We start from the raw sequence: 26,000 nt of genomic DNA, 5'->3' as shown, positions 1-26,000 counted from the left end.
TTCCTGTTGCAATACTATAAGTTAAAGGCATCATAATGACGGTAAAGAATGCCGGGACCGCAATCTCGAATTTATCCCACTCAATATTTTTCAATGAAGCAGCCATCATGACACCGACAATAATTAATGCAGGGGCTGTGACTGCTGAAGTTACGACCGATAGTAACGGGAAGAAGAAAATTGATAGAATAAATAGTAACCCAGTAACAACAGCCGCAAAACCACTTCGCGCACCCGCTGCAACACCTGAAGTAGACTCTACATAAGATGTCGTTGTTGACGTACCAAGTACAGCGCCGAAGACGATGGATAATGAGTCAGCAAGAAGACCTTTTCCTACTCTTGGAAGGACATTATTTTTCATTAGCCCTGCTTGTTGAGCCACAGCTACTAATGTACCCGCGGTATCAAAAAATGCGACAAACAGGAAGGTTAAGATTACAATCAGCATCTGACCGGTGAATAACTCACCTGGATTTCCAAATGCATTAAAAGCTGTTCCGAATGTTGGGGATAGACTTGGCATGGATCCGATAATTTTCGTAGGAACATCAATTAAGCCGAAGATCATGCCTACTATCGCAGTGATCACCATTCCGGCAAAGACACCACTTTTTATTCCTTTAGTTAACAACATCACTGTAACTAGGATTCCGAATATAGCTAGCAAGGTATTACCTGAAGTGAGGTCGCCAATCCCAACAATAACGTTATCGTTTTTAACAATGATTCCAGAATTTTGAAACCCTACAAATGTTATAAAAAGTCCAATACCTGCCCCTACTGCATATTTCAACTCAGCAGGAATGGCATTTATTATTTTTTCACGTATACCGGATAGAGATAACAGAACAAAAATGACCCCAGAAATTAACACACCTGTTAAAGCTGTTTCCCACGGTATTCCAAAGGTTAACACGACTGTATAGGCGAAGAATGCATTCAAACCCATTCCAGGTGCTAAGGCAATTGGATATCGAGCAATTACTCCCATTAAAATAGATCCAATTGCTGCGGCTAATGCTGTTGCAACAAAGACAGATCCATAATCCATGCGAAGTGCATCCGGCAGATCTTCTACACTACTCAATGTTAATGTTACAGGATTGACCACCAAAATATATGCCATTGCTAGGAAGGTTGTTAGCCCGCCCAGTATTTCACGTCGGAAATTAGTACCTAGTTCTTCGAATTGAAAGTACTTCTTCATTTTTCTCGTCTCCCTTAAAATGTTTTTGCCACATAAAGAAAAGCCGCGTTCTTTCCCGAACGCGGCTTAACTACATAAATGCAAAAGAGACAGTCATTAAAGAGACCTATCCTTTACATCGTAGTCAAGCTGTTAACGGCAGCTCAGTAGAAACTTTTGGGCCATATCCCCAAGATTATACGATGAATATATGTATTATGAATTTTTCAATTATTATAGGACCATTGTAACAACCAACGTAAATGTTCGTCAATAGATTTTACGAATAATATTAAAAAATATTTTATTATTGTTCGTGTTAAATAAAAAAGAAAGAGATTTCCAGCTTAATCCGATATTGATTAAGCTAAAAACCCCTTTCTTATGAAAAATCTATTCCCACTCAATCGTTGCAGGTGGCTTAGACGTAATATCATACACAACGCGGTTAACATGATCCACTTCATTAACAATCCTAGTAGAAATAATTTCTAAGACTTCCCAAGGAATTCTTGCCCAATCGGATGTCATCCCATCAATGGAAGTAACTGCACGAATACCAATTGTATAATCATAGGTTCTCGCGTCGCCCATTACTCCTACACTACGGATATCTGGAAGTACCGTGAAGTATTGCCATATTTCACGTTCTAAGCCGGCTTTTTTCACTTCATCGCGTAGAATATAATCAGATTCACGAACGATTTCTAATTTTTCTTCAGAAATGGCACCCAAAACACGAATCCCTAAGCCAGGGCCTGGGAATGGCTGACGCCAAACAATTTCATCAGGAATCCCTAACTCTGTTCCCAAAGCACGCACTTCATCCTTGAAAAGTGTATTTAAGGGTTCAATTAACGTGAATTGCATGTCTTCAGGCAAGCCTCCGACATTATGGTGTGACTTAATCGTTTGTGCCGTTGCTGTACCGCTTTCGATAATATCTGTGTACAACGTACCTTGTGCAAGGAAGTCTATCCCTTCAAGTTTCGTAGCTTCATCATCAAATACATAGATAAATTCATTCCCAATGATTTTCCGTTTTTTCTCTGGGTCAGAAACACCTTCTAATTTTGAGAAAAAGCGTTCTTTTGCATCAACCAAGATTACATTCATGTTGAAACCTTCACTAAATGTTTTCATGACACTTTCAGCTTCGCCTTTACGAAGAAGACCGTGATCGACAAAAATACAGGTTAATTGGTCACCAATTGCCTGATGAATTAGAACGGCAACAACAGATGAATCAACACCACCGCTTAATGCGCAAAGAACTTTTCTGTCTCCGACTTCTTGACGAATTTTTTCAATCTCAACTTCAACGAAGTTTTCCATTGACCAATCACCTGTACACTCACATACGTTAAATACAAAATTCTTTAGAATTTCGGTTCCGTACGCTGAATGACGAACTTCTGGGTGGAATTGGACAGCATATAACTTACGTGATTCATCACTCATAGCTGCTATTGGACACGATGCATTAATTCCATCGACTGAAAATCCTTCTGGTGTCTCCATTACTAGGTCACCGTGACTCATCCAAACAATCTGTTCCTCAGGAAGGCCGGTGAAAATGCTTGATGAATGTTGGATTTTCAATGTAGCTTTTCCATATTCACGATTCTTAGCACGTTCCACTCTGCCGCCAAAATGCTTAGTCATCAACTGCATGCCATAACAAATTCCCATTATAGGTAAGCCTAGTTCAAAAATACGTTCATCACAGCTGAAAGCTGTATCATCATAAACGCTATTAGGGCCTCCGGAAAGGATAATTCCAGTAGGGTTTATTTTTTTAATTTCTTCTGCAGTAATCGTATGAGGATGCAGCTCACTATAAACACCCAACTCACGAATACGGCGCGTAATTAATTGGTTATACTGACTTCCGAAATCAAGTACTAAAATCATTTCTTGGTTTTGCAATTCTACTTTACCCGGCACAATCGTCACCTCTACTGTTGAATTTCACTCAATTCATGTCTGAAATAAGTAATGGTTCCTTTTATTGTTACAAAATTCTTCGAAAATAATAAAAAAAGCCAGAATTCTGCCTCTCGAATAAACGAAGAAGGCAGAATTCCAGCTACTATACGAAAAAACTGCCTTCATAGTCAAATCATTTACGGTGATTCGGTAGATACTTTCGATCCATATTATCGAGGATATATGAAGGTGTTGCATATAAGTTTATTCAATTGTAACAACAGGTTAAAAACAAGGTCAAGTGGTAGTTTTTTTAATTAATTTTTCCCATAATTCAAAATTCTTTTTCAGACTCTCTTTTTCAGTGTCCCCGCGGTAGATAATTCTTTCGTATTCTTTTGTTAACTTCTGCATATGCGCCTCATTCACACCATACCGTGAATCGACAGAAACCGCATACTCTCTCAGCGTTTGACCTTCTGGACGTTTGATTCCAGCACGCTGCAATTGCGTTAACAATGTCAAGTAGGCTTTAGAGAAGACAGCGTGATTCTTCATCTGTTTGTATCGGCGAATGTAAATCCATGGCAGCCATTTTCGCCGTGATTTATATACATAAAAACCAATAAGTCCAAGCCCTATCCCCACAATAGTGAAAGTAATCCACGACCAATTGGAATCTGTACTACTACTACCAGAAGATGCAGGTTCATCCAAATTTTTTGCAGGTGTTTTGCCTTCAGCTGCATCAGGTTTCTTTAATTCATCTGCATTTTGATCAGGCATGTCATTTTGACTGGTGCTAGTACTATCAACAGAGGAATCATAAAAGCTGGCAGAATTTGAAAATCCTTTTGTCGGTTCGAACGATATCCATCCCGTACCCGGAAAATAAACTTCAACCCAGGAATGAGCATTATTATTGGTTACTTTTTTAACTTGGTTTCCTTTGTAGGTGGATGTAACACCCGTGGTATATCCCTTTGCCCAGCGCGAAGGGATGCCATTAACCCGTAGAAGAACAATCATCGCACTTGAAAAGTTATCACAGTACCCTCTTTGAGTTTCAAATAAAAATTGATCAACATAATCTTGAGAACCCTCTGGATAAGGAATATCTGTCTTATCGTAGACAAACTCTGGACGATCAAAATAATTTTCAATTGCTTTCACTTTATCATACCAATTTGTTTTCTCTGCCGTAATCTCATAGGCAAGTTCCCTGACTCGTTCAGGGATTTCGGGAAGCTGTGTGTACTCACTCCACATTGGTACTTCTTCGTATAATTGTTCATCAGTGACTTTCTTTAAGGAATCCAAATCATAGGATGGTACGAGGTAGTCTAAGGTATATTGATTCAATTTAACCTTATCCACTCCATCTGCTGACCAAGAGTGCAGCTTCTCTGTCAGCTCATCAAAACGAAAAGAACTCTCATCCTTAGTATCAATTTTTTTCAGATAGCTAGGCTCTGGAAGCACGACATGATTATAGGTTTTTTTAACCGTTATATCTACGCTATATTCATCTAACTTTATATTGGAGGTGTCTTTAGGAAGCATTTGGGCAGAAATATCTTGGTTATCTGTAAACTCACTCATTTCAAAATAAGCTGTGTCTTTCCAGCCCTTACCGGTATATATATCCTTGTTTTCTACCTTCCAATACGGATTATCTTTGGCGTTATGAGAAAAGATGACGGTGTCGTTTCCTTCTATGGACCCGCCAAGCCGGTCATCATTTTCACTATACCCCATTTGATTAATACCGTTTTTTCCGTTCCCACCAGACCCTTCCTTTCCAGATTGGGTTTTAAAAAAGGGCACAGGGTCAGGCCATTGTGGATCAAGCTTGGGTGCAGCAAAGCCGAAAAGTGTACTTAGTACCAGCATAAGACCAAGAGGGAGTACCCAATTCCCAAGATTAACAGCTGAAATCTCAAGACCTTCCCGGTCGAGCAGCCTGAAAAAAGCCAACAGACCAAGAAAGATGAAGCCAATTATAATCGTTCGAATAATCGCCTGATCTGCATCGTAAATGGTAAAGGTATCAAGAAAAGAAAGATACGTTACAGTTGATAAAAAAAACAGAAAGATCTTTTTCTTAACGGTTATCCAATAATGAATAAGGTAAGTAACTAACCAAATTAAAATAAAAAATAACAAGGAACGAAATGGATTCGATAAATTTAACCACTCACCCGCAAAAATGCTACGCAGATTATTTTTAAACTCTTCTATCATGTCCCAAATCCAGATAACATTAAACAACGAGACATCATAATAAAGGTATTGAAGTGACAGGATGGTATATCCTGATAAGAACGCAAAACGACCAAGCCAGTTCAGCTGTAAATAATGTAACAGCAAAGAGAAGATAACAAAAACAAGAAAAACAGATAAATTACCTGTATTAGTGAGTTGACCGACCGGCCTCACCCATTCCCAAACAAGCAGCATCCCAAAGAAATATAACAGACAACGAATACTCGTATTCAGCGTTTTCTTCTGCATCATTGGGCTGCCACCTCAATTATTTCAGATTCATATTGATGTTGATCCAAATAATTCACTCTTATGCCCTTTTTCTTAGCTGACTCACGAACTGCTATCTCCTCAGCAGTCAAAAAGGAGCCATTTTTCATACAAAACACCGTTACCGCTCGATTTAATTTATAGCCGGCAATAAACTCCATAGTAGTTCGAGATAGTTTCCCCGTAACAATGATTAATGCAGCATTTAACGGTAGTATCGATTGGTGGTTTTCGAGGGATACCTCAAGCCTCTCCATAGCTGATGCTTTTGTTCGAGCTAGTTTGTACAATATATCTTGTCTTTGATGTTCTCCACCCCTAATAGGAAGAAACGGCTCTTGAAATGCTGATCCAAGGTATCCCATTTGAATCCCTTTTTTTAAAACCGCATGGGAAAAAGAGGCCGTAAAAACAACCATTTCTTCAAATAAAGACGTCTGCTGCTCGTCTAAAATCAAAAAAAGGTCATGACTCTTTTGGTCATCAAATTCCTTCGTCATCATTTCGTTTTTCTTAGCTGTCGCTTTCCAATTAATCCAAGAAATCTGATCTCCAGGTTGATAGTCCCTTACCCCTGAAGCGAGCGTATGATCGTGCAGCAGCTTTCTAATGGATCCCCCATTGCCTTGATCATATGCTTTTTCAAGCTGTTGAAAAGGAAGCTGAATGATAGCCGGGTACACGATGATCGTTTGAGGCACTGTATAGATGGACGTCTTTTGATACAATCCAAAGAAGTCTCCTGTTTGTAGTCGAATGGTTTCCAGGAAGTGCTCCCCGCGAGGAAGATGGTCAAACCGATAGTTGAGCTTAATTTCTCTTTTGAGCAAAGGAAAAACGATTATTTTCTTTTTTTGTTGGGCTAGGGGTAATAAAGAGTCTGGAATCTCGTCTTCCACCATTAAATAAAACAGCGGCATCAAGCTTTTTCTTGAAATGATAATTCTTGCTTCTAAATGATCTCCCGCCTGGTACTGACTCTTACTAATCATTCTTTCTACCTTAAACTTATCCAATGAATACCCGATTAACGTAAAAGAATATAAAGCAAAAGGGAGAAACGTATAGAATAGGAACCAACTTAAAAATCCACCTTGAAACATGGCAAATATAAATGACGTAATCGTCAACAATAACAAACCTGTCATCCTAGCATATTTCCTAAAAAAATGTACTACCCGATTCATCATTAGTTCACTTGCCTTTTAACAGGAACCGGAATTTTCCTCACAATATCCTGAATGATACTCTCTGCATCAATTCCGCCATATTTCGCTTCTGATTTAAGGATGATCCGATGGGACAGCACTGCCGGAGCTAGGTATTGTACATCGTCAGGCAACACATAATCTCTGCCGTTTAACAACGCATAAGCCTGTGCTGCCTTCATTAACGAAATCGTGCCGCGGGGACTGACTCCTAAATTCACATTTGGATGAATCCGTGTACGCCCAGACAAATCAACTAAATACCTTTTTATTGTATCCTCTACATGTATCTCAAGGACCTCTTCCTGCAATGCCCTTATCTCTTCCATTGAAATAACTGGCTCCAGTTCTTCGATTGGCTTTGCTTTACGCGCCAGATTTAACACTTCCATTTCCTCCTGCATCGTTGGATAGCCAATTTTCATTTTCAACAAAAACCTGTCCAATTGCGCCTCAGGAAGAGGATACGTTCCCTCATATTCGATAGGATTCTGCGTTGCCATAACAAAAAACGGTTTTTCTAATTGTCTCGTCACACCGTCAACGGTCACACTTGCTTCCTCCATCCCCTCAAGTAATGCAGCTTGAGTCTTTGGAGATGTTCGATTGATTTCATCGGCTAAAATAATATTGCCCATAATAGGACCTGGACGAAAGATGAATTCTTGTAATTGAGGATTATATATGGAAACACCAGTCACATCAGACGGCAGTAAATCCGGGGTAAATTGAATTCGTTTAAAGCTGGCATTAATCGATTTTGCCAATGATCTAACCATCATTGTTTTTCCTACTCCAGGTACATCTTCAAGAAGCACGTGACCATCTGCAAGCATAGCAACTAAGCTTAATTCAACTATATTCCTTTTACCAATAATGACATTTTCAATATTATCGATTACTTTTTTCAATTTTGGATGTTTATGTTCGTAGGCCATTCTCTTCCTCCTTAAAGCTTCTGTAACTAGCTGTTACTACTCATACTATTCGACCTATATTCCTCAAAACCTTCTCTAAATCTGTCGGAAAATCTGGAAATATGAGAAAACCCCTAGAACCGTAAGTTCCAGGGGCATCCAAACTCTATACATTTTTATCTCCTTGATCCTGAATCAACTTTCTAAAACCAAGTGCACCTGCCGCGAAATATAAAGCAGAAGGCATATAGACTAAGAAAAAAGAAAAAGAAGATACTGAAAACCACTATAATGAACACTTTAAGGTCATCACCCTGAGAGTGGTAGACAACGATCCCAATTAAAACGAGGATTGAAACTGACCTCCTCTACCGTGGGTTAAGAATGTTAAAAACATGATATACTAGCAAGCATACGAATACATCATCTGGAGGAATCATGTTCAAAAAATTCTTTATAACCGTTATCCTAATCGCTCTTGTTTTAGGATTTATTATGACATTTTCATAATTTCACTGCCCTAAAGCTGCCTGCTTTAGGGCATTCATTTTGTCTTACTTCCATTGATGAAACCATTTCATAAATCGTTGCTTATTTTTTTCAAGAATCTCTTTAGATGTACGATTTTCTTTTTGTTTTTTCCATTCAAAATAGCTCGCTATGGAGATAAGAAGTAAACCGCCGATAATTAAATACAACCACCATGGAAGATAACCCCATAGAGACTTTGTATTCATGTAAATATTTAATAAAATGGTACCTATTCCAGCCAAGAAATAAGATTTGTATCTTCTAATAAAGCCAAATAAAATTGCTGCTAGAGAAATCGTTCCAATAACTAAGGCATCATTCAACGTATCTCCTCGAACCGCATCAAGAATTAAGAGAAAAAGAAAAAAGCCACAACGCCTATTTCTATTTGTTGAGTGGTTTCTCCCATGTTGTAGAGCTTTCTTAGCAAGAGTGAACTAATGATGAGTAGCGGAAGGATCCATACTTCTGCTTGAATGACCTCAGGTATCGTGAATTGTTCCAATATTTTTTGATACGGAAAAAGACTCAAAATCAGCGCTGCCGAGAGATAACCCTGTTTTTCTGCCTGCCTACTTGTAAACGTGCGAATAACTAAGAAATAAAGTGGGATTAAACAAGCTGCACCAATGTCTAATCCAGCATTAGTGGACTCGATGTTAATCAACTGATAATTTAATTGAATAAGATAAATCAAACCGAATATCCTATAAAAATCTACAAGGGTTTCCTCACCTTTTTGAACCACCAGTCCCTTTACCCATCTACTGCTCAATCCTGTCATCAAGGCAGCTAAAATTAAGAGTACTGATAGACATGCCATAAGCGATAATGTTTGGACATACATGGAAAAGAAAAGAAAACTAAGGAACAGTGTCCCCGCAATTGCATGGCTCCATTTACGTTTCAACAATAAATACCCTGCAAATACAAGCTGCAAAACCGCACTGATGATCCAAAAAACCAATGCCCAATCACTTGGAAAACCATTTATAAAGGATTCTGAAATATAGACAATAATAGAAAAGTGCAAATAAGGAATTAAGTAGTAGCCAATGATCTCTTTCCATTTACAATTTCCCAACATCCACAACACACTAATGATTCCAGCTGAAATGGCAAAAGCATACGCTGTCAAGTAGGCTGTATTTTGGATATCTTTAAAGAACAACATTGTCTGAACAAATAGCGTTAAGAAGCCTATATAAGTAAAACTATATTGCTCCCAATTTATCTTAGCTCTTACAGCACTAATGCAATAAAGACTTAGCGGCATTAAGTACCAGAAAGGGGAAGAATCAAAACTATAAATAAGACCAATTCCAAGGATAACACCTACAATATTCACTAAATGACTAAACCAAAAATAATAGGTTCGGCCACTTTCCGAATATCTCCCGATAACCTCTGAAACCACCATGAAAAATAATGAAGCAAATAAACAGAACGCAGTAATAAATTCTTTATTGGTTGAACCAATCAAATCGAATAGGGAGAAATAGACGCCAAAGCTCGTGAAAATGACTGCTAACCATAAAGGATGCTTCCGATAAAGATACACAGAAGTAAGATTGATTGCTGTGACAATCAGCATGATGTCTGTAATAACAAATGGATGGGATTCACCAATATAGACCGAAATATAGGCTAACATAGCAATTACTTGCCCAGTCAAAAATCCGACATGAAAGTATCGCTTGGTATAATTCCGTAATAAATAGCCTAACATCAGCATGATAAGTGAGATGCCAACTAGATGAACGCTTATGATGATCGTCTCTTCGTACCATAGACTGACTTCAACAGCATACTGATAGAGAATAATCAAAGAAACCGTCAGCGCTATGATAAAACCAAAAGGACCTGCTTGCTTACTCCAACCCGATTGGTCTTTAAAATCCGTTAGTAAAAATAGGCCTGAAACGATTGCTAAGAATAGACTTACAATAAGCCAATCCATTTGAGCAAACTTAATCAGCAAAATGAAGACCATAATCCCGCTCGAATAAAGTAAAGCACCCTTCTTATATAATTTTAATTGATCTAGATTATTAAATAGATAGAAACCTAGATAGCTGAACACTTGAATTAAAAATAATGAAGTGAAGATTGATTCCAAGGATACATCGAATGCCAGACCTAGATAGACCAAAGCTAAATTAACCAGACCGATGACTGGATAGGTATACACAGCTTTCTGCTCCCGATCAGCATAGAAGATGTACTGAGCAGCAATAATCAACAGAGCTAAAACAATCTGAGCATAATGCTCTTGATAAGATAAGGCATTGATATATAGAAAGCTAAGCAGGCTTACCGTCATACTCGTATAAGCAAAGCTTTTCCCGAGATAGGGATTGGTACGTACCAGCCATACATGTAAGGCTGTAAAGATCAATGGTAGACAGGCAAACGCAATGACAGCCGTTTCTTCCAAAATGGTATTGTAAATAAAGTGAGTGTAACCATAAGTGAAGAGTACACTGAACACAAAGTTATAATAACGTTTTTTATACTTTACCGCCAAAATCAAAAACAACAAGGACGATAGTAATAAGCTAATCGAATAAATAACAGTGCTGCTAAATAGGGTAAACACGATGAAACCTTCTGCGAAGATCTTAAACTGTACAAAAGCAAAAAAATACGGTCGAAATACTGCGAGAAAAGGCCAGTCACGAATCGTGTCCATTTTCCAAAGTAATAACAGGTTGAACACCGTAATAAGGAGACAAAGCACTTCCAATGTAGGGGCCAAATAGTTAAAGCCAAAGATGAACGTGATAACAAAAGTAACTAATGCAATAAAGATAAATAATTTCGATGTAAATCGAGAAGCTATTTTGTAATAAATGGCCAAACAAAGCAGACCCCCTAAGAATCCGAAGAGGCTGCGCCCGTCTCCTTTAAGAGATAAGTAAGGACCGAAAATCTGATAATAAGAAGCTGAAAGGAGTGCAATTGGAACAAACAGACTAGCCAAAGTTAAAAAGGCAAAAGACGTCTGTCTAATCTTCAGCCTCGCAGCAAGGTATGCCATTCCGGCAAAGAAGACTGAAACCGCACTAATACAAAACACTTTAAGAAGTGAGTTTAAACTTCCCCATGTAGATGTTGCCCATATCAGACCTCCAAACAATAAAAGAATAACACCTGTAATTAGCACAGCAGTAATATTTCTTTCTCTAATCTGTTCCTGTGTTTTTTCATTAATCGGTTCAGCTTGATAAACAGGTGCCTTTGTATCTGATCGAGCTTCAGATGAGTGTTCTTCCTGCCTCTCAACTACCTCACCAGAAGATGTAGATAATTCTATTCTCTCTGGGTTAGTTTCTTCTATTCCAACAGGTTGATCTAGTACAACTGCTTCTTTCTCCTTAACGGTTTGCTGACTATGTAGACGCTGGACCATTTGCTGATAATGCCGGTCATAAACACTCCCGATGCGAATATAATCGGTTTTTGGAATTAACCGTTTCTCCCAAAGGGTATCCAATTCCTGTTGAAAGACTTGTCTTCTTTTTTCAAGATCGGTTCTTTCTAAAGGCTTGTTCATTTACCCACTCCTTTCACACTCATTTAATCAATCGATTGATTAAATTTACTTCTCCTCTATATATTCATTCGTTTTCCAAAATTTCCTTTAAATATTTTTCAGATTCCCCCTGAAGACATTAATACCCCTACGTGATTCTTATGTATCCACATCTATTACTAATACCTATTTTATCCAATTGCAAACCTTCAGCTGACTTTATGTGTATAAATAAAAAAATGTCCCAAAAAGTCAGTTTCCAATGACTTTTTGGGACTTTATCTTTTCTTATTTTAAATCTTCAACAGAGTCAATATCCATGTACTCTGGTACGACCAACCCAGTTTTCGTTCCTTTCAGGTTTGGTCCCAGATCAACGATATCCTCTTTATATTTATTGTAAAATTCTAGATGTGTACTTGGGAGCCATGCAGCCACCATAGCATCTGCACTGCCGTTAGCTACCCCAGCAAACATTGGACCAACCTCAACTTGACTCATTGTCACGTCATAGCCATTTTGTTCAAGAACCTTGGCAATCACATTTGTACTAGCAATTTCAGTATCCCATGCCACATACACAAGTTGGATGCTTTCACCATTACCTGCTTTGGCACCCTTTACCCATTCAGCTACTTCGTCCGGATGCGCTTTTATCCACTTATCTGCTGCTTCTGCAGGAGACATTCCTCCAGAAACGTTGACCATGACATCTTCCATATCAGCCGTTTTCCAGTTGAATTGATCCAGAATCGTATAAGCACCAGGTACATCCTGTTCCAGACCTTTTCGCACTACGGTATTAATATTTTCAGCACCGCCATACGAATTCTTCGGATCGTCGAGATATTTCAAATCATATGCTGAGAACATCCAGTGCGGCGACCAACCGGTAACAACAATTGGTTCTTTTTTATCGATAGCCTTTTTTAATTCGGCTACCATTGCTGCTGAAGACCCTTCAACAAGCTGCCAATTATCTAGCTGATAATCTTCTAATGCTGTTTTCGTTTGTTTCATTAATCCGGCACCAGGTTCAATCCCAATGATTTCATAATCGACTTGAGCACCGATATTATCTTTATCCCCTGTTATGGCAGCTTCCTTAGAAATTATAGTAAAGAGTGCTGTACCAACTACAAGGACAACCATAATGATTGAAATTAGTTTTCGGCTAATGATGTGCTCATACGCCGGCTTACGCAGGTTCTGTGTAATACGATCGAGAACAATCGCAATAATAACAATCGATAATCCCGCTTCAAAACCTTGTCCTACATTAATTTGACTAACTGCTCGGTAAACATCTGCCCCTAGTCCAGGTGCACCAACCAATGATGCTGTAACGACCATAGACAGAGCAAGCATGATGCTTTGATTTACCCCTGCTAAGATGGTTGGTGTGGCAATCGGAAGTTGTACCTTAAATAACTTTTGACTCGTTGTCGAACCGAAGGCATCAGATGCTTCGATTAGTTCATTAGGTACTTCTTGTATCCCTAAGTTGGTCATACGTATCGTCGGAGCAATAGCAAAAATAAACGATGCGATGATTCCTGGTACTACGCCTATTCCAAAAAATAAAATGGCTGGAATAAGATAGACAAAGGCGGGCATCGTTTGCATGAAGTCTAAAATAGGTGTTACTACTTTTCTAACCGTTTTATTTTGGGCACACCATATCCCAATGGGGATCCCAATTAAAATGGTCAGGAAACCTGATAAAATAACGATGGCAAGTGTTTGAATACTTGATTCCCAATAACCCAGATTATCAATTAATAATAAGCTGATTAAAGTAAATAGTCCAAGCGGCCACTTACTTGTATAAGTAACCAATAGCGTTAAAATAACAATTAAGATAATAGAAGGACCTACACTCATAACATCCACTAAAATATTTAAGAGGCCCTCAATCGTATTGGTTATAAGTGAGAATAATCCAGCCAATGCAATAGTCATCCAATCCACTAAAGAATCTACCCAGGCTCCTAGTGGGATTTTCGGTATATTCATTGAATTACTCACTCTCCAATTCATTTAAAGAATCTTTATTCCCCGCTAAAGCACCAATAACTGGCCCGCGAAGGACGATTCCTTTTATTCTATGTTCATCATCAATCACAGATATAGGTACAGACGAGGTTGCAATTACATCCATAAGATCAGCTAGCAATTGATCTTCTGGAACCGTCGGGATATCCGTTGACATCACTTCAGAGATAGAAAGGTTATGTTCCATGGCTTGACGTGCTTGTTCAGCAGACAAAGCCCCTAATAACTTCTGCTTACGATCCACAACAAATATACTTGAATACCCTTGTTTACGCATGATTTCTAAGGCAACCCTTGGCCCTCTGTCTACCGTTACTTTTTCTGGTCGAATCATCACGTGAGACGCAGTTAATACTTTAGATAGATCCACATCTGCAACAAACTTCTCAACAAATTCATTGGCAGGATTCATCATAATTTGTTCTGGCGTGCCCAATTGAATTACACTGCCATCTTTCATTAAAGCAATTCGATCACCAATTCTTAATGCTTCATCAAGATCATGAGTGATAAAAATAATCGTTTTTTTGTATTGCTCTTGAATTTCAATTAATTCATCCTGCATATCTTTACGAATTAATGGATCAAGTGCGCTGAAGGCTTCATCCATTAGCAAGATATCGGTATCACTTGCAAGCGCACGAGCAAGACCCACCCGTTGCTGCATACCGCCGCTTAATTGTGAAGGCAATTGATTTTCGTACCCTTTTAGTCCAACAACTTCGAGTGCCTTCGTTGCTTTTTCCCGTCTTACCTTTGGATCAACTTTCTGAATTTCAAGTCCATATTCAGCATTTTCGACAATCGTTTTATGAGGAAAAAGAGCAAAGTTTTGAAAGACCATACTAATCTTTTTTTGCCTAACTTCTCTTAATCGAGCTGAATTCATCTTAACGATATCTTCATTATCAATAAGAATTTCACCAATCGTCGGATCAATCAACCGATTAAACATACGGATTAAAGTTGATTTTCCACTTCCCGACAATCCCATGATGACGAATATTTCACCAGGATATATTTCGAAATTCACATTATTAACCCCAACTGTATGTCCGGTTTTTTTCAAGATTTCTTTCTTTGATTTGCCTTGGACCAACAAATCGGCAGCTGTTTTTGGAGATTTTCCGAATATTTTCGAGACATTTCTAACTTCTACATTTGGTTTCATTAAGTCACCTCATTCTAATAGTTGCCCAGATGATATTCAGTTATGCTGTATTTCCTTTTTTTCTAATGAATTTCGCTACACTTGCACTAGCAGCTTACCCTTACTAATCACATTGATGTTGGAACGTAACTAACACCAGAAATGGACAATGAATCAGCTGAAAGACTTCAGCCGTCACGAACCACAAGGAAGAATAATTTTTCAATTTAAGATTATATTGAAAGAATAAAATATGTGATTAATTAAGTTCACCGGAGATGGAACTAAAACAACTGAGGGAATATGCATATACAGTTTGTTAAGAAAGGAATGAAACTTGGTTTCATTTATAGTAAACTTGCTATTGCCTAAAAGGAGTTTTCCACGCTTACATAAGGCACTGTGCGTAGAGGTATATTTCCCATACGTACTAATAAACATCCGTATCTAATTAATTGAACAATTTTTGTAGGAAAAAACGATGTGATATGATAAAAGAGGAAACTACCTGCACAGCTAAACGAACAAAATATAAATGGGCCTTCACTACATATATCAGTGGTTTTATCCACATTCTTATATTAGGATAACAAAGTTTGGATAAAAATCCAAACGATTAAGAAGATAAACTTTTTTCATCGTTTTTTTAAAACAAAAAAGACGACACCTTATATCGTGTCGTCAAACTTATTTTGAAGGACATCTCCTTGACATTAGTGATGCACTGACTCCTTCATTTATTCACTCTTTTCATTATATTTCTGATTAATTTCTTCTCGTGCCTCTTCAAAATTTTGATCAGCTAAGTTATCCAAATCTTTCTCCACTTCTTTTCGTAACTCCATTATATGACTGAACCGCTCACTCGTTTTATCAGATAAGAGCTGAAAAGCAGTGCGGCTGATATGCCCCTCGTCTTTCAGCATATTAAGTGGTTGACGCATATTAAATTTCTCAAAGCTATTTGCATCGCCCCACTCAATACCGAAACGAGGGATATTCTTACGCATCTGCTCATAGCGTTGTGAGGATGCTCCATTCACGGCGTCTCTTTTCCATTCTTCCCACTGTTTCGCGATCTTTTTGGTTTTTTCTAACTCTTCTTTCAATTGTTCTTGATTCTTTGCGTCCGCATATAGCCCTTTCGCTGCTTTAGCTACTTCTTTCAGCTGGTTTTGACCGTCGCCATCGACATCAAATCCAATGACATTGACTATCGGCTGGATATCCGATTCAGCCAGTTTTTTAGCTTCAGCTACAGGGTCACCATTACAGGTTTCCACGCCGTCACTAACTACATAAATAATATTGGTATTCTCATCACTGTTTAGTTTTTCTAAATCTTTTTTTGCTTCTGTCAATGCGTTCGCTAGAGGCGTAAAACCAGTTGGTTTAAATTGTTTCAATGAATCTTGCAAACTCGTTTGGTCATATGAATGCATGTCATAGACTAATTCATTACTTTTACACGATATTTCTTTATCTTTGTCTTCATTACTCCCTTTGTGTCCATAGACCCGCAGGGCAATATTTGCCCCCTCAGGCAGAGCGCCGGCAAACTCTTCAATCGCTTCTTTCGCCGTGTCCATCATCGTCTTGCCGTTCATCTTTTTCGCCATGCTTCCACTGGCATCCAGAATAATTTCTACGTTTAGTTTATCCTTAAATTGATACCGTTCATCTTCGATTTCAGAATTGCCAAATGACTCGATCGCTATCTCATCTAACACATCCGCTGGATTTGGGTAAGCTTCATGAAAGAGTTCTAACGACTTCCGCCAGTAAAGTTCAATTTCATCCTCTGTTGGATTTTCCCCAATTTTCGGAAGTTCTTTTAGAAGTGCCACCGCTTTGTTTTGTTTTTCCAACTCTAAATCGGAAAACTCTTGACCTGAAAATTCACCCGCAGGTGCATGAACAATTTCCTGAACCGTCCAAGTAGATGCTGGAAGCTCCGACAGAAGATAAGCTGTATCTCTTTCATCTGGTTTGGTCGTTTCTTTCCGCTCCATTTTTTTCTCTTTTGTCTCGACCTCTTTACCTGTTTCCGATTCAACCGGCTTATCACTGCATGCAGAAATAAAGAAAATACTCATTAACACAATCAAAATCTGCTTCTTTCTCCCCATGTTCCTTAACACTCCCCTATACATTCAGACACTAAAGAGGTTAACCACTATCGTCAAAAAACTACTATAATCTATCAAAATTATCATTATAAGGTATATTAACCCAATTAATACATACCACTTCCTACAAAAACAAAACTTTTTTCTATCATTTATAACAAAAAAATACATATCTATTCATTATTAGTATTTAAAAAAGTTTGAAAAGGTTTACACTTACAAGTTGGACAGTTATATTCATACAGGAATCGTGATGGAAGGCTGCTCTTAATCTAGTAAACTATTTTTATATTTAAAGTCAATAAAAAAACCCTGAAAGGCTTACAGCCAATCAAGGTTTTTAAACCTTAAGTCTTATTACTGTATAATTACTTCACGTTATTAATTTTTAGTTTTTTACCATAAAAAATTTTCTACACCGACTTTATCAATAAGAAAGTCATTCAAAGTTGGCGCTATCTTTATAGCAGTTTCGGGATCTAGGTCACCAAACCCAGTTATATATAGTCCAAATCCCTCATTACCATTAAGAAGCATTAATGCCATATCTCCACTATCATCACCAATTACCAAAGAATTAGAAATGTTTTTTTGAACTTCATAGGCGTCATTAAGTTCAATAACACCATTCATACCAGAAATCCCCCAAATTCTAATTAATTTCCCATTTTCAACGGTTATTTCTACATCTGTTGACTCTTGTAACAAACCAATATAATCCAATGGTAAACTTACCGGAGAAAATTCCTGCAATTGCTTTATTTCTTCATCTGTTGCCGATCTATCCGTGGCCTCTAGTGTATATATTTCATTTAAATTATCAAATATACTCATTAATAATCAATCCTTTTATAAGGTACTTTTAGTTTATCTAGCATTTCATATTGTTGTTCTAAGACCCCTTCGATGGTTGAACGATTATAACCTGCTTATGTAAAATCCTCCACTAAATACTGTAATTTTTCTTGTATAGAAGAACTCCACTTATTCCCATAGCAACTCTGGCATTCCTTCTAGCATTTTGAGCAGTACTTATAGTTGTATGCGGTAATCCTTTTCCTGTTTCGAGAGTAACTGTTGGAGCAAGATTAGGGGTATAGCCATATTGACTAAGGTTGGTTTTTGCCCATTCCTGCTGTAGACCATGATGAGATTGTAATCTACCTCCATTTGGTCCAAGAACTCTAGGCTTGGGTTGTGCATCTTTATGTGTTTTATTAAAAAATACATAATTAGCTTTATCCGTACCCTGAGTAACAATCTTCTCATCATAAACTTTGGTCCAAGCCCTAGGGCAACTCCGAATATCAAGGTCGTTGTGAAAATCATAGCTGTTCGCTGGCGTGTTTTCTTCCAATCTACTTCGCCATTTTGTTTATACTGCTTGAAGCTGTCAAACCCTCCGATTAATAGGCTGCTGATGGCACTCGAAATTGCTCCTAGTGGTTTTCCTGTTTTCTTCGCTAGTATGGTTGCCAGCCATTTGCCTGGCCCTTTTATTGCTTGATTCACTCCTGGCTTACTAAACAGCTTAGCTGCTAATGGACCCATCACTGCTCCAAAGGCTAAGTTGAAAAGCACATTTTCCCACGTAACAGCCTCTTTCAAATATTGATTTAATCGTAAAGATACTTAAAGTCATTTAAAAACGTTGAAAGGCAAATAGCAATCAAGGTTTTAAGTATCTATGAATAATCTATTATTGATCCATAATTAACAATTAAAATATGCCTTCAAGAAATCAAAAAACGATGACCAAGTTTCCTTTAGCTCTCCTTTTAAGAGCAGTTCATCTCCACCCTCAAAATTAACTATATAAACTTTATCTGTTACAGTATCCAGCACTAATACAGCATTTGCTGACATTTGACTTAAAATCAGATACTGCTTTGGAAAACCATGTTCTTTTCTTGAAATGAGTGTGTATGATTCAATATTATTTTCTTCATCTGCTATATCTAGTAATTCAAACGGTACATGCTCTTCCCAAAAAGGTCCTGCATACTGGGTATAAAATTCTTGGAAATTATCTGACACGTTTACACCTAACCTTATTAAGGCATCCTGTACTAGATTGCTATCTTCACGTTTATATATTTCTTCTCCTAGAACTTCATCTAGTCTCTCAGGCAAAATACTCATATTATTTTCCTCCTAAAGCTTCTTCTCCTCGTATTTTCCAATAATTAATAGAATCTACTTTTTGAAATGCTCCTCTAGTTGTCTCATCCATTGGATAAAATGGGTTTAACTTTCCTTTATAAGGATGTAGTGGAGCTCTTTTAGCATTACTGATATTATGGTACCTAGTTGAAGCTTCATATAATGGTCCAACACCTTTTTGTTGTGAATGATGCAACGTTGCAACACTACCTTCAGCATCAAGAATAGGAGCAAGTCCGTATTTTGCAGATGCTTCAGCATTTGTTAACCCGCGACCTTTTTTAGCACCTTTTGTTCGGATCATATTCCAATTAATATCTCCTCTTTGATATACTTTATAAGTAAATCCTGTGCCATCTTTACCTGCATTATACTCTACACTCCGAGTAAAATATTTATTATTCTTATAGTCCTTTAAATGTTGATAAGTTCCATTACCAGTACCCTTATTAACACTCTTCTCCGACTGCTGTACCTGCGAAACCTGTGGATCATCGCAGGCACAACCTTTCATCATGAACTTGGGGCCAAGCCCTAGGGCAACTCCAAATACCAAGGTCGTTGTGAAAATCATAGCTGTTCGCTGGCCTGTTTTCTTCCAATCTACTTCGCCATTTTGTTTATACTGTTTGAAACTGTCAAACCCTCCGATTAATAGGCTGCTGATGGCACTAATAGAGGCGGTAGCCTTTACTGTTTGCCATGCGGAGCTAATGGCACTCGAAATCGCTCCTATTGGTTTTCCTGTTTTCTTCGCTAGTATGGTTGCCCGCCATTTGCCTGGCCCTTTTATTACTTGATTCACTCCTGGCTTACTAAACAGCTTAGCTGCTAATGGACCCATCACTGCTCCAAAGGCTAAGTTAAAAAGCAAATTTTCCCACGTAACAGCCTCTTTTAAATAGGTACTGTCTCCCGTGAATAAATAGTGAAGTGACCCTTGTAAAAGGGTAAAACCGACCGCACCAGACCCTCCCAAAATACCAAGACTAAGTTGGCGGAGGATACCTGTTGCCGGCAATAATTTTGAAAAACTTAACGCCCTAAAAACACCAAATCCCAACAGACTGGAAATACCTAAAGAAAGTCTACCAGTCTCATTCACTACAAAAGTGATCTAAAAAATCGGATAAGAAAAAGCGACACCTGCGTAAGATGCCACCTAACTGTTAAATGAATTTAAAAAATCTCCATTAGAACTCTCCACACAATGAAAAACACGACCAAAGTAAGACCGCTGACTATCGTTTTTCCTTGAATTTTATCTTTTTTGTCTTTATTACTAATTAAATTTATTCCTAATAATATTGCACTGATTATAAATAAACCGAAAAATATCGTTAAAAATGTCTTATGTTCTTTAAAATCTACTGTCCAATTATCATCCGCAACACTAATTGCATAGATTAGGAATGTAGCAAAAACGATAAAAGAATATAAATATGCTAGTTTCGCGAATAGACTTTTCTTCAAATTAATCCTCTTCTCATGAAATATTGAAGGGAACTGTGATTTTAGTTTAATTTTTCTTTAAAAATAACTGGAGGATAGATTAATGGTATTTTGCTAATTGTTGTATGTAATCTGCTTCTTTAATAGAATCCGCTTCTCCATTCCAAGATAAATAAATTTTTGTTACTGTAATAATGTAAAGAGGTAATAGAAACATATTAATTAGTAGTAACGTCCAATTTACTATAGCCATTTGTTCAGTGAAAACAATAGCTATAAAGGAAAAGAGGTAAGTAAATACAAAGTCAACAATTGCAAACGTTATTAGTAAACTGGATAACAACATAAAATTTTGTTTTCCAAATAAATAGGCTTGTTTGATGACAACTTCGAAAGGGTCATTATCAATGACCTTAACAAAGGGAATTCCCATAAATAGCACCAACAAGAAAATTCCAGGAATAATAAAGAGGAGAAAACCGAGTGTAGTCACGATAGCAAACAGTATACTTAACATATAAATAAAAAAAGCATTTTTAAAAAAGTCCCCATAAATCGGCCCTATTTTCACGTTTTCATGACGAGTATCCTGCACCACTATGCTAATGATCGGCAAAATCATAATAAAGATACTCATTAACATGAATACACTTGGAAAAATCTGGTCCAAAAGGGAATACCAAAAAACTCGAATGGACCAGCAATATAATTAATCGTAAATGTATAAATGACTTGTATCGGCAAAATGACTGTAACCCCAATAAGCAGCAGCCTTAGAAATTGCTGTTTATATAGTGTACAGGCTTCTTTCACATAAACGAGCACATGCCTTCACTCCTTTTATGATTTCGGATTTCGAAGTTTATTAAAAACCTTATAGTGATCTTTAACTTCTTCTGCTTTACGATTACCCGTTAACACCAGTTTACTAAATTCCCCCCATTCATCTGCATGTTCATGATTGCTGCTAAACATATTTTTTTCAAAGGGTTTTAGCCGTAGTGACAATATTATAGCCGTTAAGTTCAAAAAACCCTTTTTTGAGGAAACAAATTCACTAATCTTTTTTCTTTCTTTTTCTGTTTTAATTTGAATATCATTTTGCCTAACCTGTGCCTGAATCATTTCAACAAAATATGACTCCATTAACGCTTCATCTTGATCCGTTACCAGCTCTTCTTGACTTCTTATTAACCACAATTCATCTGCCTTTTTTACTGCCTCTAATATTTGTCGTTGATTTTCAATAATAATACCGGGAACTTGCTTGACTACATGGTAAGCTTTTTGAACATCCTCTGGAAATGGACCTAACTTCCTTTCAATTTTATTAAGGATATCTTGGTAATTTTCGTAGTTTCCTTTCCTATTTGCTACTGCCCATGGAGCCCCAATGTGAACAAACTTCTCTATACAAGTATTAAAATTATTTGCTAGCAGGGCCCCTTCCTTTATCTCCTCGAAAAAAGGAGCGCTGCCATCATTGCGCAAAATCAACTGTTCTTCTGCTGGAGCAAATGTAAAATAGTAATAAAGTTCTCCTTTAAAAGAGAACTTCGCTGGAAAAACATCAGGTTTTTCACCTTCTTTATAGTAAGGTTTTAATGCATTTTTAATATTTTCTGGTAAATTATGCATTCTTATCAATAGGTTTACACCTCCCAGTTTTATAAGCTAGTAGTATATTAGACTATATCTTTCATCAAATTTTTAACTTAAGTATTTGTTTTTCATCAACTCTTTAAAACAGGTTTAAATAGCTATGAATTTTCTTTTATTGATATGATTAACAATTAAAATAAGTCTTCAAGAACTCAAAAAACGTTGCATTTCATCACGTCGTGTAACGGGTACTAGTTCATATCATTATAGAAAAGAACTTTGAATTTCCTAGACAATTATGATTCTAATTATTGTGTTTAATGATTATTAGTTAATCAACGTCATCATAAGCATCGCCAAGATAATTGAAATCAGTTCTTAACCAGTACCAATATTGGCGTTTATTGCATATCAATCGTTCAAGAAGATCTGAAAATGATGTTGCTGTAATTTGCGACACCCCAACAAGTCCATGACGGTCAAAGAAGTTATCATGGGTCAAATTGTTAAGAATTCATTCTTGCCATCGTTACATTTGATATACCAATTAGATGAGATATCTTCTTCGCACAAATCTCCTACAATTACTGGATTTGCCAATTTAAATTTTAAAATCATCTCTAGACCTCAATTGTCAATCAAATTTAAGGATTAATTGTCTAATAAGTCATCATCTAACCATAATTCAACATCATCAACATCAATATCACCATCTTCAACATTATCCTGATTAATCTCCAATTTATTTAGGAAATCCATAAATGTATCAGCAACAAGATGTAAATTACTCCAATATAAGTTAATATCATCTATAGGTTCATCTTCACCAACCAATAATTTTGCCCTAAGTTCATTTTCATGGTTCCAGAAATAAATCTTTCCGAGTGCAACTTCCTTCACACCTAGGCAAATTAAGTTCCCACCTGGACATTCACCGATAGGAATTAAACAATTTGGTATTCGACTTTCATAACATTCTATTTGTTCGGAAAGGCTATTTAGTCCATAAAAACCATCAAAATATTGTTTACCCTCGTGTGTTGTTAATGGAGAAGGTTTAATTGGTTTAAACTCTATTTCATTCTCAAAGAATATTTCATCGAAACTCAATATAAATTCTTTATATTCTTTTGGAAAGGATAGAGTATATCTCTTTTCTAACTCATTTAAATTTTCTATTCGTAGAATATCGGAAATCACATTAAGTTGTTCAATTCCCAATTTAGTTAACACTTTTTCTATTTCATTTCTATTATTGTTTTCCAACTTAGTAACCTCCTCTTAAATCTGAAGCTGAACCTATATGTGGAACGTTCTTATGCAATTTTGTAGGTATTAACTGTATAGTTTTGTTATCAAAATGGTGAGGAGTCAGACCTTTCTCTCTCAACCAATTTTTCGCCTGATTTCTACTATTGAAACCTTTTGCTTTCATTAATTTTTCATATACCAATTTGAAATCACTATCTGTACCGTTTAGTTGCCCTTCCTTAAATTTTAACTGACCCTTTGACCAAGGAGAAAAATCAGGTCTACTGTTTTTAAATTCTACTGGTTTACCACCAGTAACCTCTAAGACTGCATTATTATCTGAATACCATTTCCCATTATCAGTCTCTCCTTCCCATTTACCATTTGTTCTTGGCAACCTTGTTCTTGGATTATCTATCCCCTTAGTAACACTGGTATCTATATTTTCCAGGGTTATTTATATAAGAGAAAATCTATATTAAATAAGGAATACTTCTTACTATGTATATCCATTTATATCCTTTGGTAAGACATATGTAGGTCTCTTATGGTTTACATCTATTCTCATGATTTAGTAAAGTTATACGGCACTGGTTAAGCCCCACCCTAAAAAAGAAACCTTGAAAGGACTCAAACCTATCAAAGTATTGCCTGCTATCAAATTATGTTTATCTATTATTGTTCATTATACAAATTGATTAACCCAAATTTTAAATCTTCATACAATAGAAATGCCTCTTTTAATATCTCTTCTAATTCTTCATAACTTTTGTAAACTGGCTTTTTTATTCTTTTACTTGCTTCAATTAATAATCTAGGGTAATCACTCCAAGGGCTCCCTAACCTTACTTCCATGAGCTCTCGATTCTCAAACAAATCATTTTCTAATTGCCTCATTCAAATATCAGCTGGGTTAATATTAATTAAAGTAAAAAAACTTGAAAGGCATTTATCCAATCAAGTTTTGAGTTTTATTATGGTTTTTAATCAACTAATAATTCCAAGTAATATTTATCATTTTCTTCTATTTTTCTTAAAAATTCTTCAAGAGAAGTCGCAATTTGAACATTATAATAGTAAACTTTACTGCTATTCTTTTCATTCAATTCGATTGACATTAAAGCGGATTCACTACCTTCAAAAAATATTAATTTGTCACTTTCAAATTCATCATAGATTTCTATGTCGGGGTAGAACTCAAAATCATTAATTCTTAACCGAAAATCTCTTACTGAATAGGGGTCCATAATACGATTAATATTAAACTCTGAACCTTTAATAAACCCGTAGCCAACCTCTATATAAAAATCCACTAACTCCTCAGGAAATTTTAAATCGAGTTCCTTCTCAACCTCCTTTATTTCGTTTTCAGCCACTGGATAAAAACTATTTTCTTGGTTTGCCTTTATAAGCTCATAGCCCATTATTATAATCCCCTCCTTTATTTATAAGTTCCAGTAAAGTGAACTGTTTTATAATGATCAGTTGTAATGTACATTTGCCCATCATTAGAATAAAGTAATCTTGAGCCGTGCTTCGCCTTGTGTTGAAACTCGTATATCCCCAAGAACGTTTAACTTTTCACCCACCCGTTACATAAATTTATAATACACGTAACTCTTTTAAAACGAATAGCGAGTATTATACGACCGTCTCTTGTAGAAGTACAACCCAAAATTCAAAAGCGAAGGCAACATTACAACTCTCTTTCACGTTACTCATTGTTTATCGCCACGAGCTTTGTCATTGTCGTTAGTTATTTCTTTATTTTTTATCTTACTTTCATCTATTATTTATTCGTAAAAAAAACCTTGAATGAGCTGTTAGCCATACAAGGTCAATCTTAACATCATTTATATTTGGTAAGTTATAGTACAATATCTTGATAACCTACTTCTTCTACAATTTCATCTTCAATTTTTATTCCCAATCCATTTTCATTATCCCAAGAGACATCGCAAAGCAAACCTAGTCTTCTTTTCCCATTCTTCCTTACTCTTCTTACAATTAATTCAGTTGGCTTCACTAATCTTTTTAAATCTGAGATAGAATCAATTTTCGGAGCAAAATTGTCTGCTTCTGATTTATTACCTAACATCTCTCTATACTCTTCATAGTTCTCACTATAGTAATCATATACTTGCTCTTCTGCCTCATTTATTACGTTTTTCATATCTTGAATAAAGTTAAGAAATGCTTCTCGCTGTACATTCGAAAAATCAGCATTTTCATGTGCATCAACACTTAAAAGTATTTCCTTTTCCAAATCAAACATTCTAATAGTTGTTTTTCCTCTCCAGAAGTTGTTTTTATATTCAAGCCTTCCAAATAAATCATCATTAATCATTGTCATC

23 protein-coding genes, 1 pseudogene and 2 riboswitches are annotated in these 26,000 nt (G+C 36.6%); all 24 genes and pseudogenes read right to left on the bottom strand.

Going from position 1 to position 26,000, the window contains the following annotated elements; genetic code table 11:
* The coding region (locus WYK_RS00605; RefSeq protein ID WP_040372389.1) for an NCS2 family permease at positions 1-1,210 on the bottom strand (1,210 nt) is incomplete at its 3' end.
* 101 nt (positions 1,211-1,311) lie between these two features.
* Positions 1,312-1,413, bottom strand: a riboswitch (purine riboswitch).
* Between the two features lie 169 nt (positions 1,414-1,582).
* The gene (gene guaA / locus WYK_RS00600; RefSeq protein WP_040372387.1) at positions 1,583-3,136 is read right to left on the bottom strand and encodes a glutamine-hydrolyzing GMP synthase; all 1,554 of its coding nucleotides are present in this window, start codon (positions 3,134-3,136) and stop codon (positions 1,583-1,585) included.
* A 147-nt stretch (positions 3,137-3,283) separates the two neighbouring features.
* A riboswitch (purine riboswitch) is annotated at positions 3,284-3,385 on the bottom strand.
* 30 nt (positions 3,386-3,415) lie between these two features.
* Positions 3,416-5,635, bottom strand: a complete 2,220-nt coding sequence (locus WYK_RS00595; RefSeq protein ID WP_051387237.1) for a DUF4129 domain-containing transglutaminase family protein — start codon at positions 5,633-5,635, stop codon at positions 3,416-3,418.
* On the bottom strand, positions 5,632-6,801 hold the full coding sequence (locus WYK_RS00590) for a DUF58 domain-containing protein (protein WP_051387236.1): 1,170 nt from the start codon (positions 6,799-6,801) through the stop codon (positions 5,632-5,634). Before WYK_RS00590 ends, WYK_RS00595 begins: the two co-directional genes overlap by 4 nt.
* A gap of 41 nt (positions 6,802-6,842) precedes the next feature.
* Entirely contained in the window at positions 6,843-7,799 is a 957-nt protein-coding gene (locus WYK_RS00585) for an AAA family ATPase (RefSeq protein ID WP_040372385.1), read from the bottom strand.
* Between the two features lie 533 nt (positions 7,800-8,332).
* A complete protein-coding gene (locus tag WYK_RS00580; protein ID WP_040372383.1) occupies positions 8,333-8,632 on the bottom strand; it encodes a hypothetical protein in 300 nt (99 codons plus the stop codon).
* 26 nt (positions 8,633-8,658) lie between these two features.
* A complete protein-coding gene (locus WYK_RS00575) occupies positions 8,659-11,865 on the bottom strand; it encodes a hypothetical protein (RefSeq protein WP_040372381.1) in 3,207 nt (1,068 codons plus the stop codon).
* 267 nt (positions 11,866-12,132) lie between these two features.
* Entirely contained in the window at positions 12,133-13,860 is a 1,728-nt protein-coding gene (locus WYK_RS26090) for a glycine betaine ABC transporter substrate-binding protein (RefSeq protein WP_040372379.1), read from the bottom strand.
* 4 nt (positions 13,861-13,864) lie between these two features.
* Positions 13,865-15,070 carry a quaternary amine ABC transporter ATP-binding protein gene (locus tag WYK_RS00565; RefSeq protein WP_040372377.1) on the bottom strand — a complete coding sequence of 402 codons (1,206 nt, stop codon included), beginning with the start codon at positions 15,068-15,070 and terminating at the stop codon, positions 13,865-13,867.
* Between the two features lie 716 nt (positions 15,071-15,786).
* The gene (locus WYK_RS00560) at positions 15,787-17,178 is read right to left on the bottom strand and encodes a VWA domain-containing protein (RefSeq protein WP_040372376.1); all 1,392 of its coding nucleotides are present in this window, start codon (positions 17,176-17,178) and stop codon (positions 15,787-15,789) included.
* A 396-nt stretch (positions 17,179-17,574) separates the two neighbouring features.
* Entirely contained in the window at positions 17,575-18,012 is a 438-nt protein-coding gene (locus WYK_RS00555; RefSeq protein WP_040372374.1) for an SMI1/KNR4 family protein, read from the bottom strand.
* A 112-nt stretch (positions 18,013-18,124) separates the two neighbouring features.
* Positions 18,125-18,535: a hypothetical protein gene (locus WYK_RS23580; RefSeq protein ID WP_235782404.1), complete on the bottom strand. Its 411-nt coding sequence runs from the start codon at positions 18,533-18,535 to the stop codon at positions 18,125-18,127.
* Positions 18,536-18,891: 356 nt separating this feature from the next.
* Positions 18,892-19,320: an SMI1/KNR4 family protein gene (locus tag WYK_RS00545; protein WP_040372370.1), complete on the bottom strand. Its 429-nt coding sequence runs from the start codon at positions 19,318-19,320 to the stop codon at positions 18,892-18,894.
* Between the two features lies 1 nt (position 19,321).
* A complete protein-coding gene (locus WYK_RS25335; protein WP_235782403.1) occupies positions 19,322-20,446 on the bottom strand; it encodes an HNH/ENDO VII family nuclease in 1,125 nt (374 codons plus the stop codon).
* A 74-nt stretch (positions 20,447-20,520) separates the two neighbouring features.
* Positions 20,521-20,814 carry a hypothetical protein gene (locus WYK_RS00530; protein WP_040372368.1) on the bottom strand — a complete coding sequence of 98 codons (294 nt, stop codon included), beginning with the start codon at positions 20,812-20,814 and terminating at the stop codon, positions 20,521-20,523.
* 79 nt (positions 20,815-20,893) lie between these two features.
* Positions 20,894-21,415, bottom strand: a complete 522-nt coding sequence (locus WYK_RS00525; RefSeq protein ID WP_152526362.1) for a hypothetical protein — start codon at positions 21,413-21,415, stop codon at positions 20,894-20,896.
* Between the two features lie 14 nt (positions 21,416-21,429).
* On the bottom strand, positions 21,430-21,618 hold the full coding sequence (locus tag WYK_RS00520; protein ID WP_040372364.1) for a hypothetical protein: 189 nt from the start codon (positions 21,616-21,618) through the stop codon (positions 21,430-21,432).
* Between the two features lie 15 nt (positions 21,619-21,633).
* Entirely contained in the window at positions 21,634-22,440 is an 807-nt protein-coding gene (locus tag WYK_RS00515; protein ID WP_152526361.1) for a hypothetical protein, read from the bottom strand.
* A gap of 286 nt (positions 22,441-22,726) precedes the next feature.
* Positions 22,727-23,001 (bottom strand): annotated as a pseudogene (locus WYK_RS25330) (SMI1/KNR4 family protein); the annotation flags it as partial.
* 45 nt (positions 23,002-23,046) lie between these two features.
* Positions 23,047-23,661, bottom strand: coding sequence for an SMI1/KNR4 family protein (locus WYK_RS00505; protein ID WP_040372361.1), 615 nt, complete (start codon positions 23,659-23,661; stop codon positions 23,047-23,049).
* Position 23,662: 1 nt separating this feature from the next.
* On the bottom strand, positions 23,663-24,043 hold the full coding sequence (locus tag WYK_RS00500) for an HNH endonuclease (RefSeq protein WP_051387235.1): 381 nt from the start codon (positions 24,041-24,043) through the stop codon (positions 23,663-23,665).
* A 278-nt stretch (positions 24,044-24,321) separates the two neighbouring features.
* Positions 24,322-24,543 (bottom strand): hypothetical protein, encoded by a 222-nt coding sequence (locus tag WYK_RS25075; protein ID WP_040372360.1) that lies wholly within the window; start codon positions 24,541-24,543, stop codon positions 24,322-24,324.
* A gap of 86 nt (positions 24,544-24,629) precedes the next feature.
* Positions 24,630-25,070, bottom strand: coding sequence for an SMI1/KNR4 family protein (locus WYK_RS00490; RefSeq protein WP_040372359.1), 441 nt, complete (start codon positions 25,068-25,070; stop codon positions 24,630-24,632).
* 443 nt (positions 25,071-25,513) lie between these two features.
* Entirely contained in the window at positions 25,514-25,999 is a 486-nt protein-coding gene (locus WYK_RS00485; protein ID WP_040372358.1) for a DUF6985 domain-containing protein, read from the bottom strand.
* Position 26,000 lies beyond the last annotated feature (1 nt).

Origin of the sequence: Peribacillus psychrosaccharolyticus ATCC 23296, from assembly GCF_000305495.1 — a bacterium.
In the GTDB taxonomy this organism is placed as follows: domain Bacteria; phylum Bacillota; class Bacilli; order Bacillales; family DSM-1321; genus Peribacillus; species Peribacillus psychrosaccharolyticus.
Note: the sequence above shows the minus strand (reverse complement) of the source record. Positions and strands in the feature narration are given on the sequence as shown.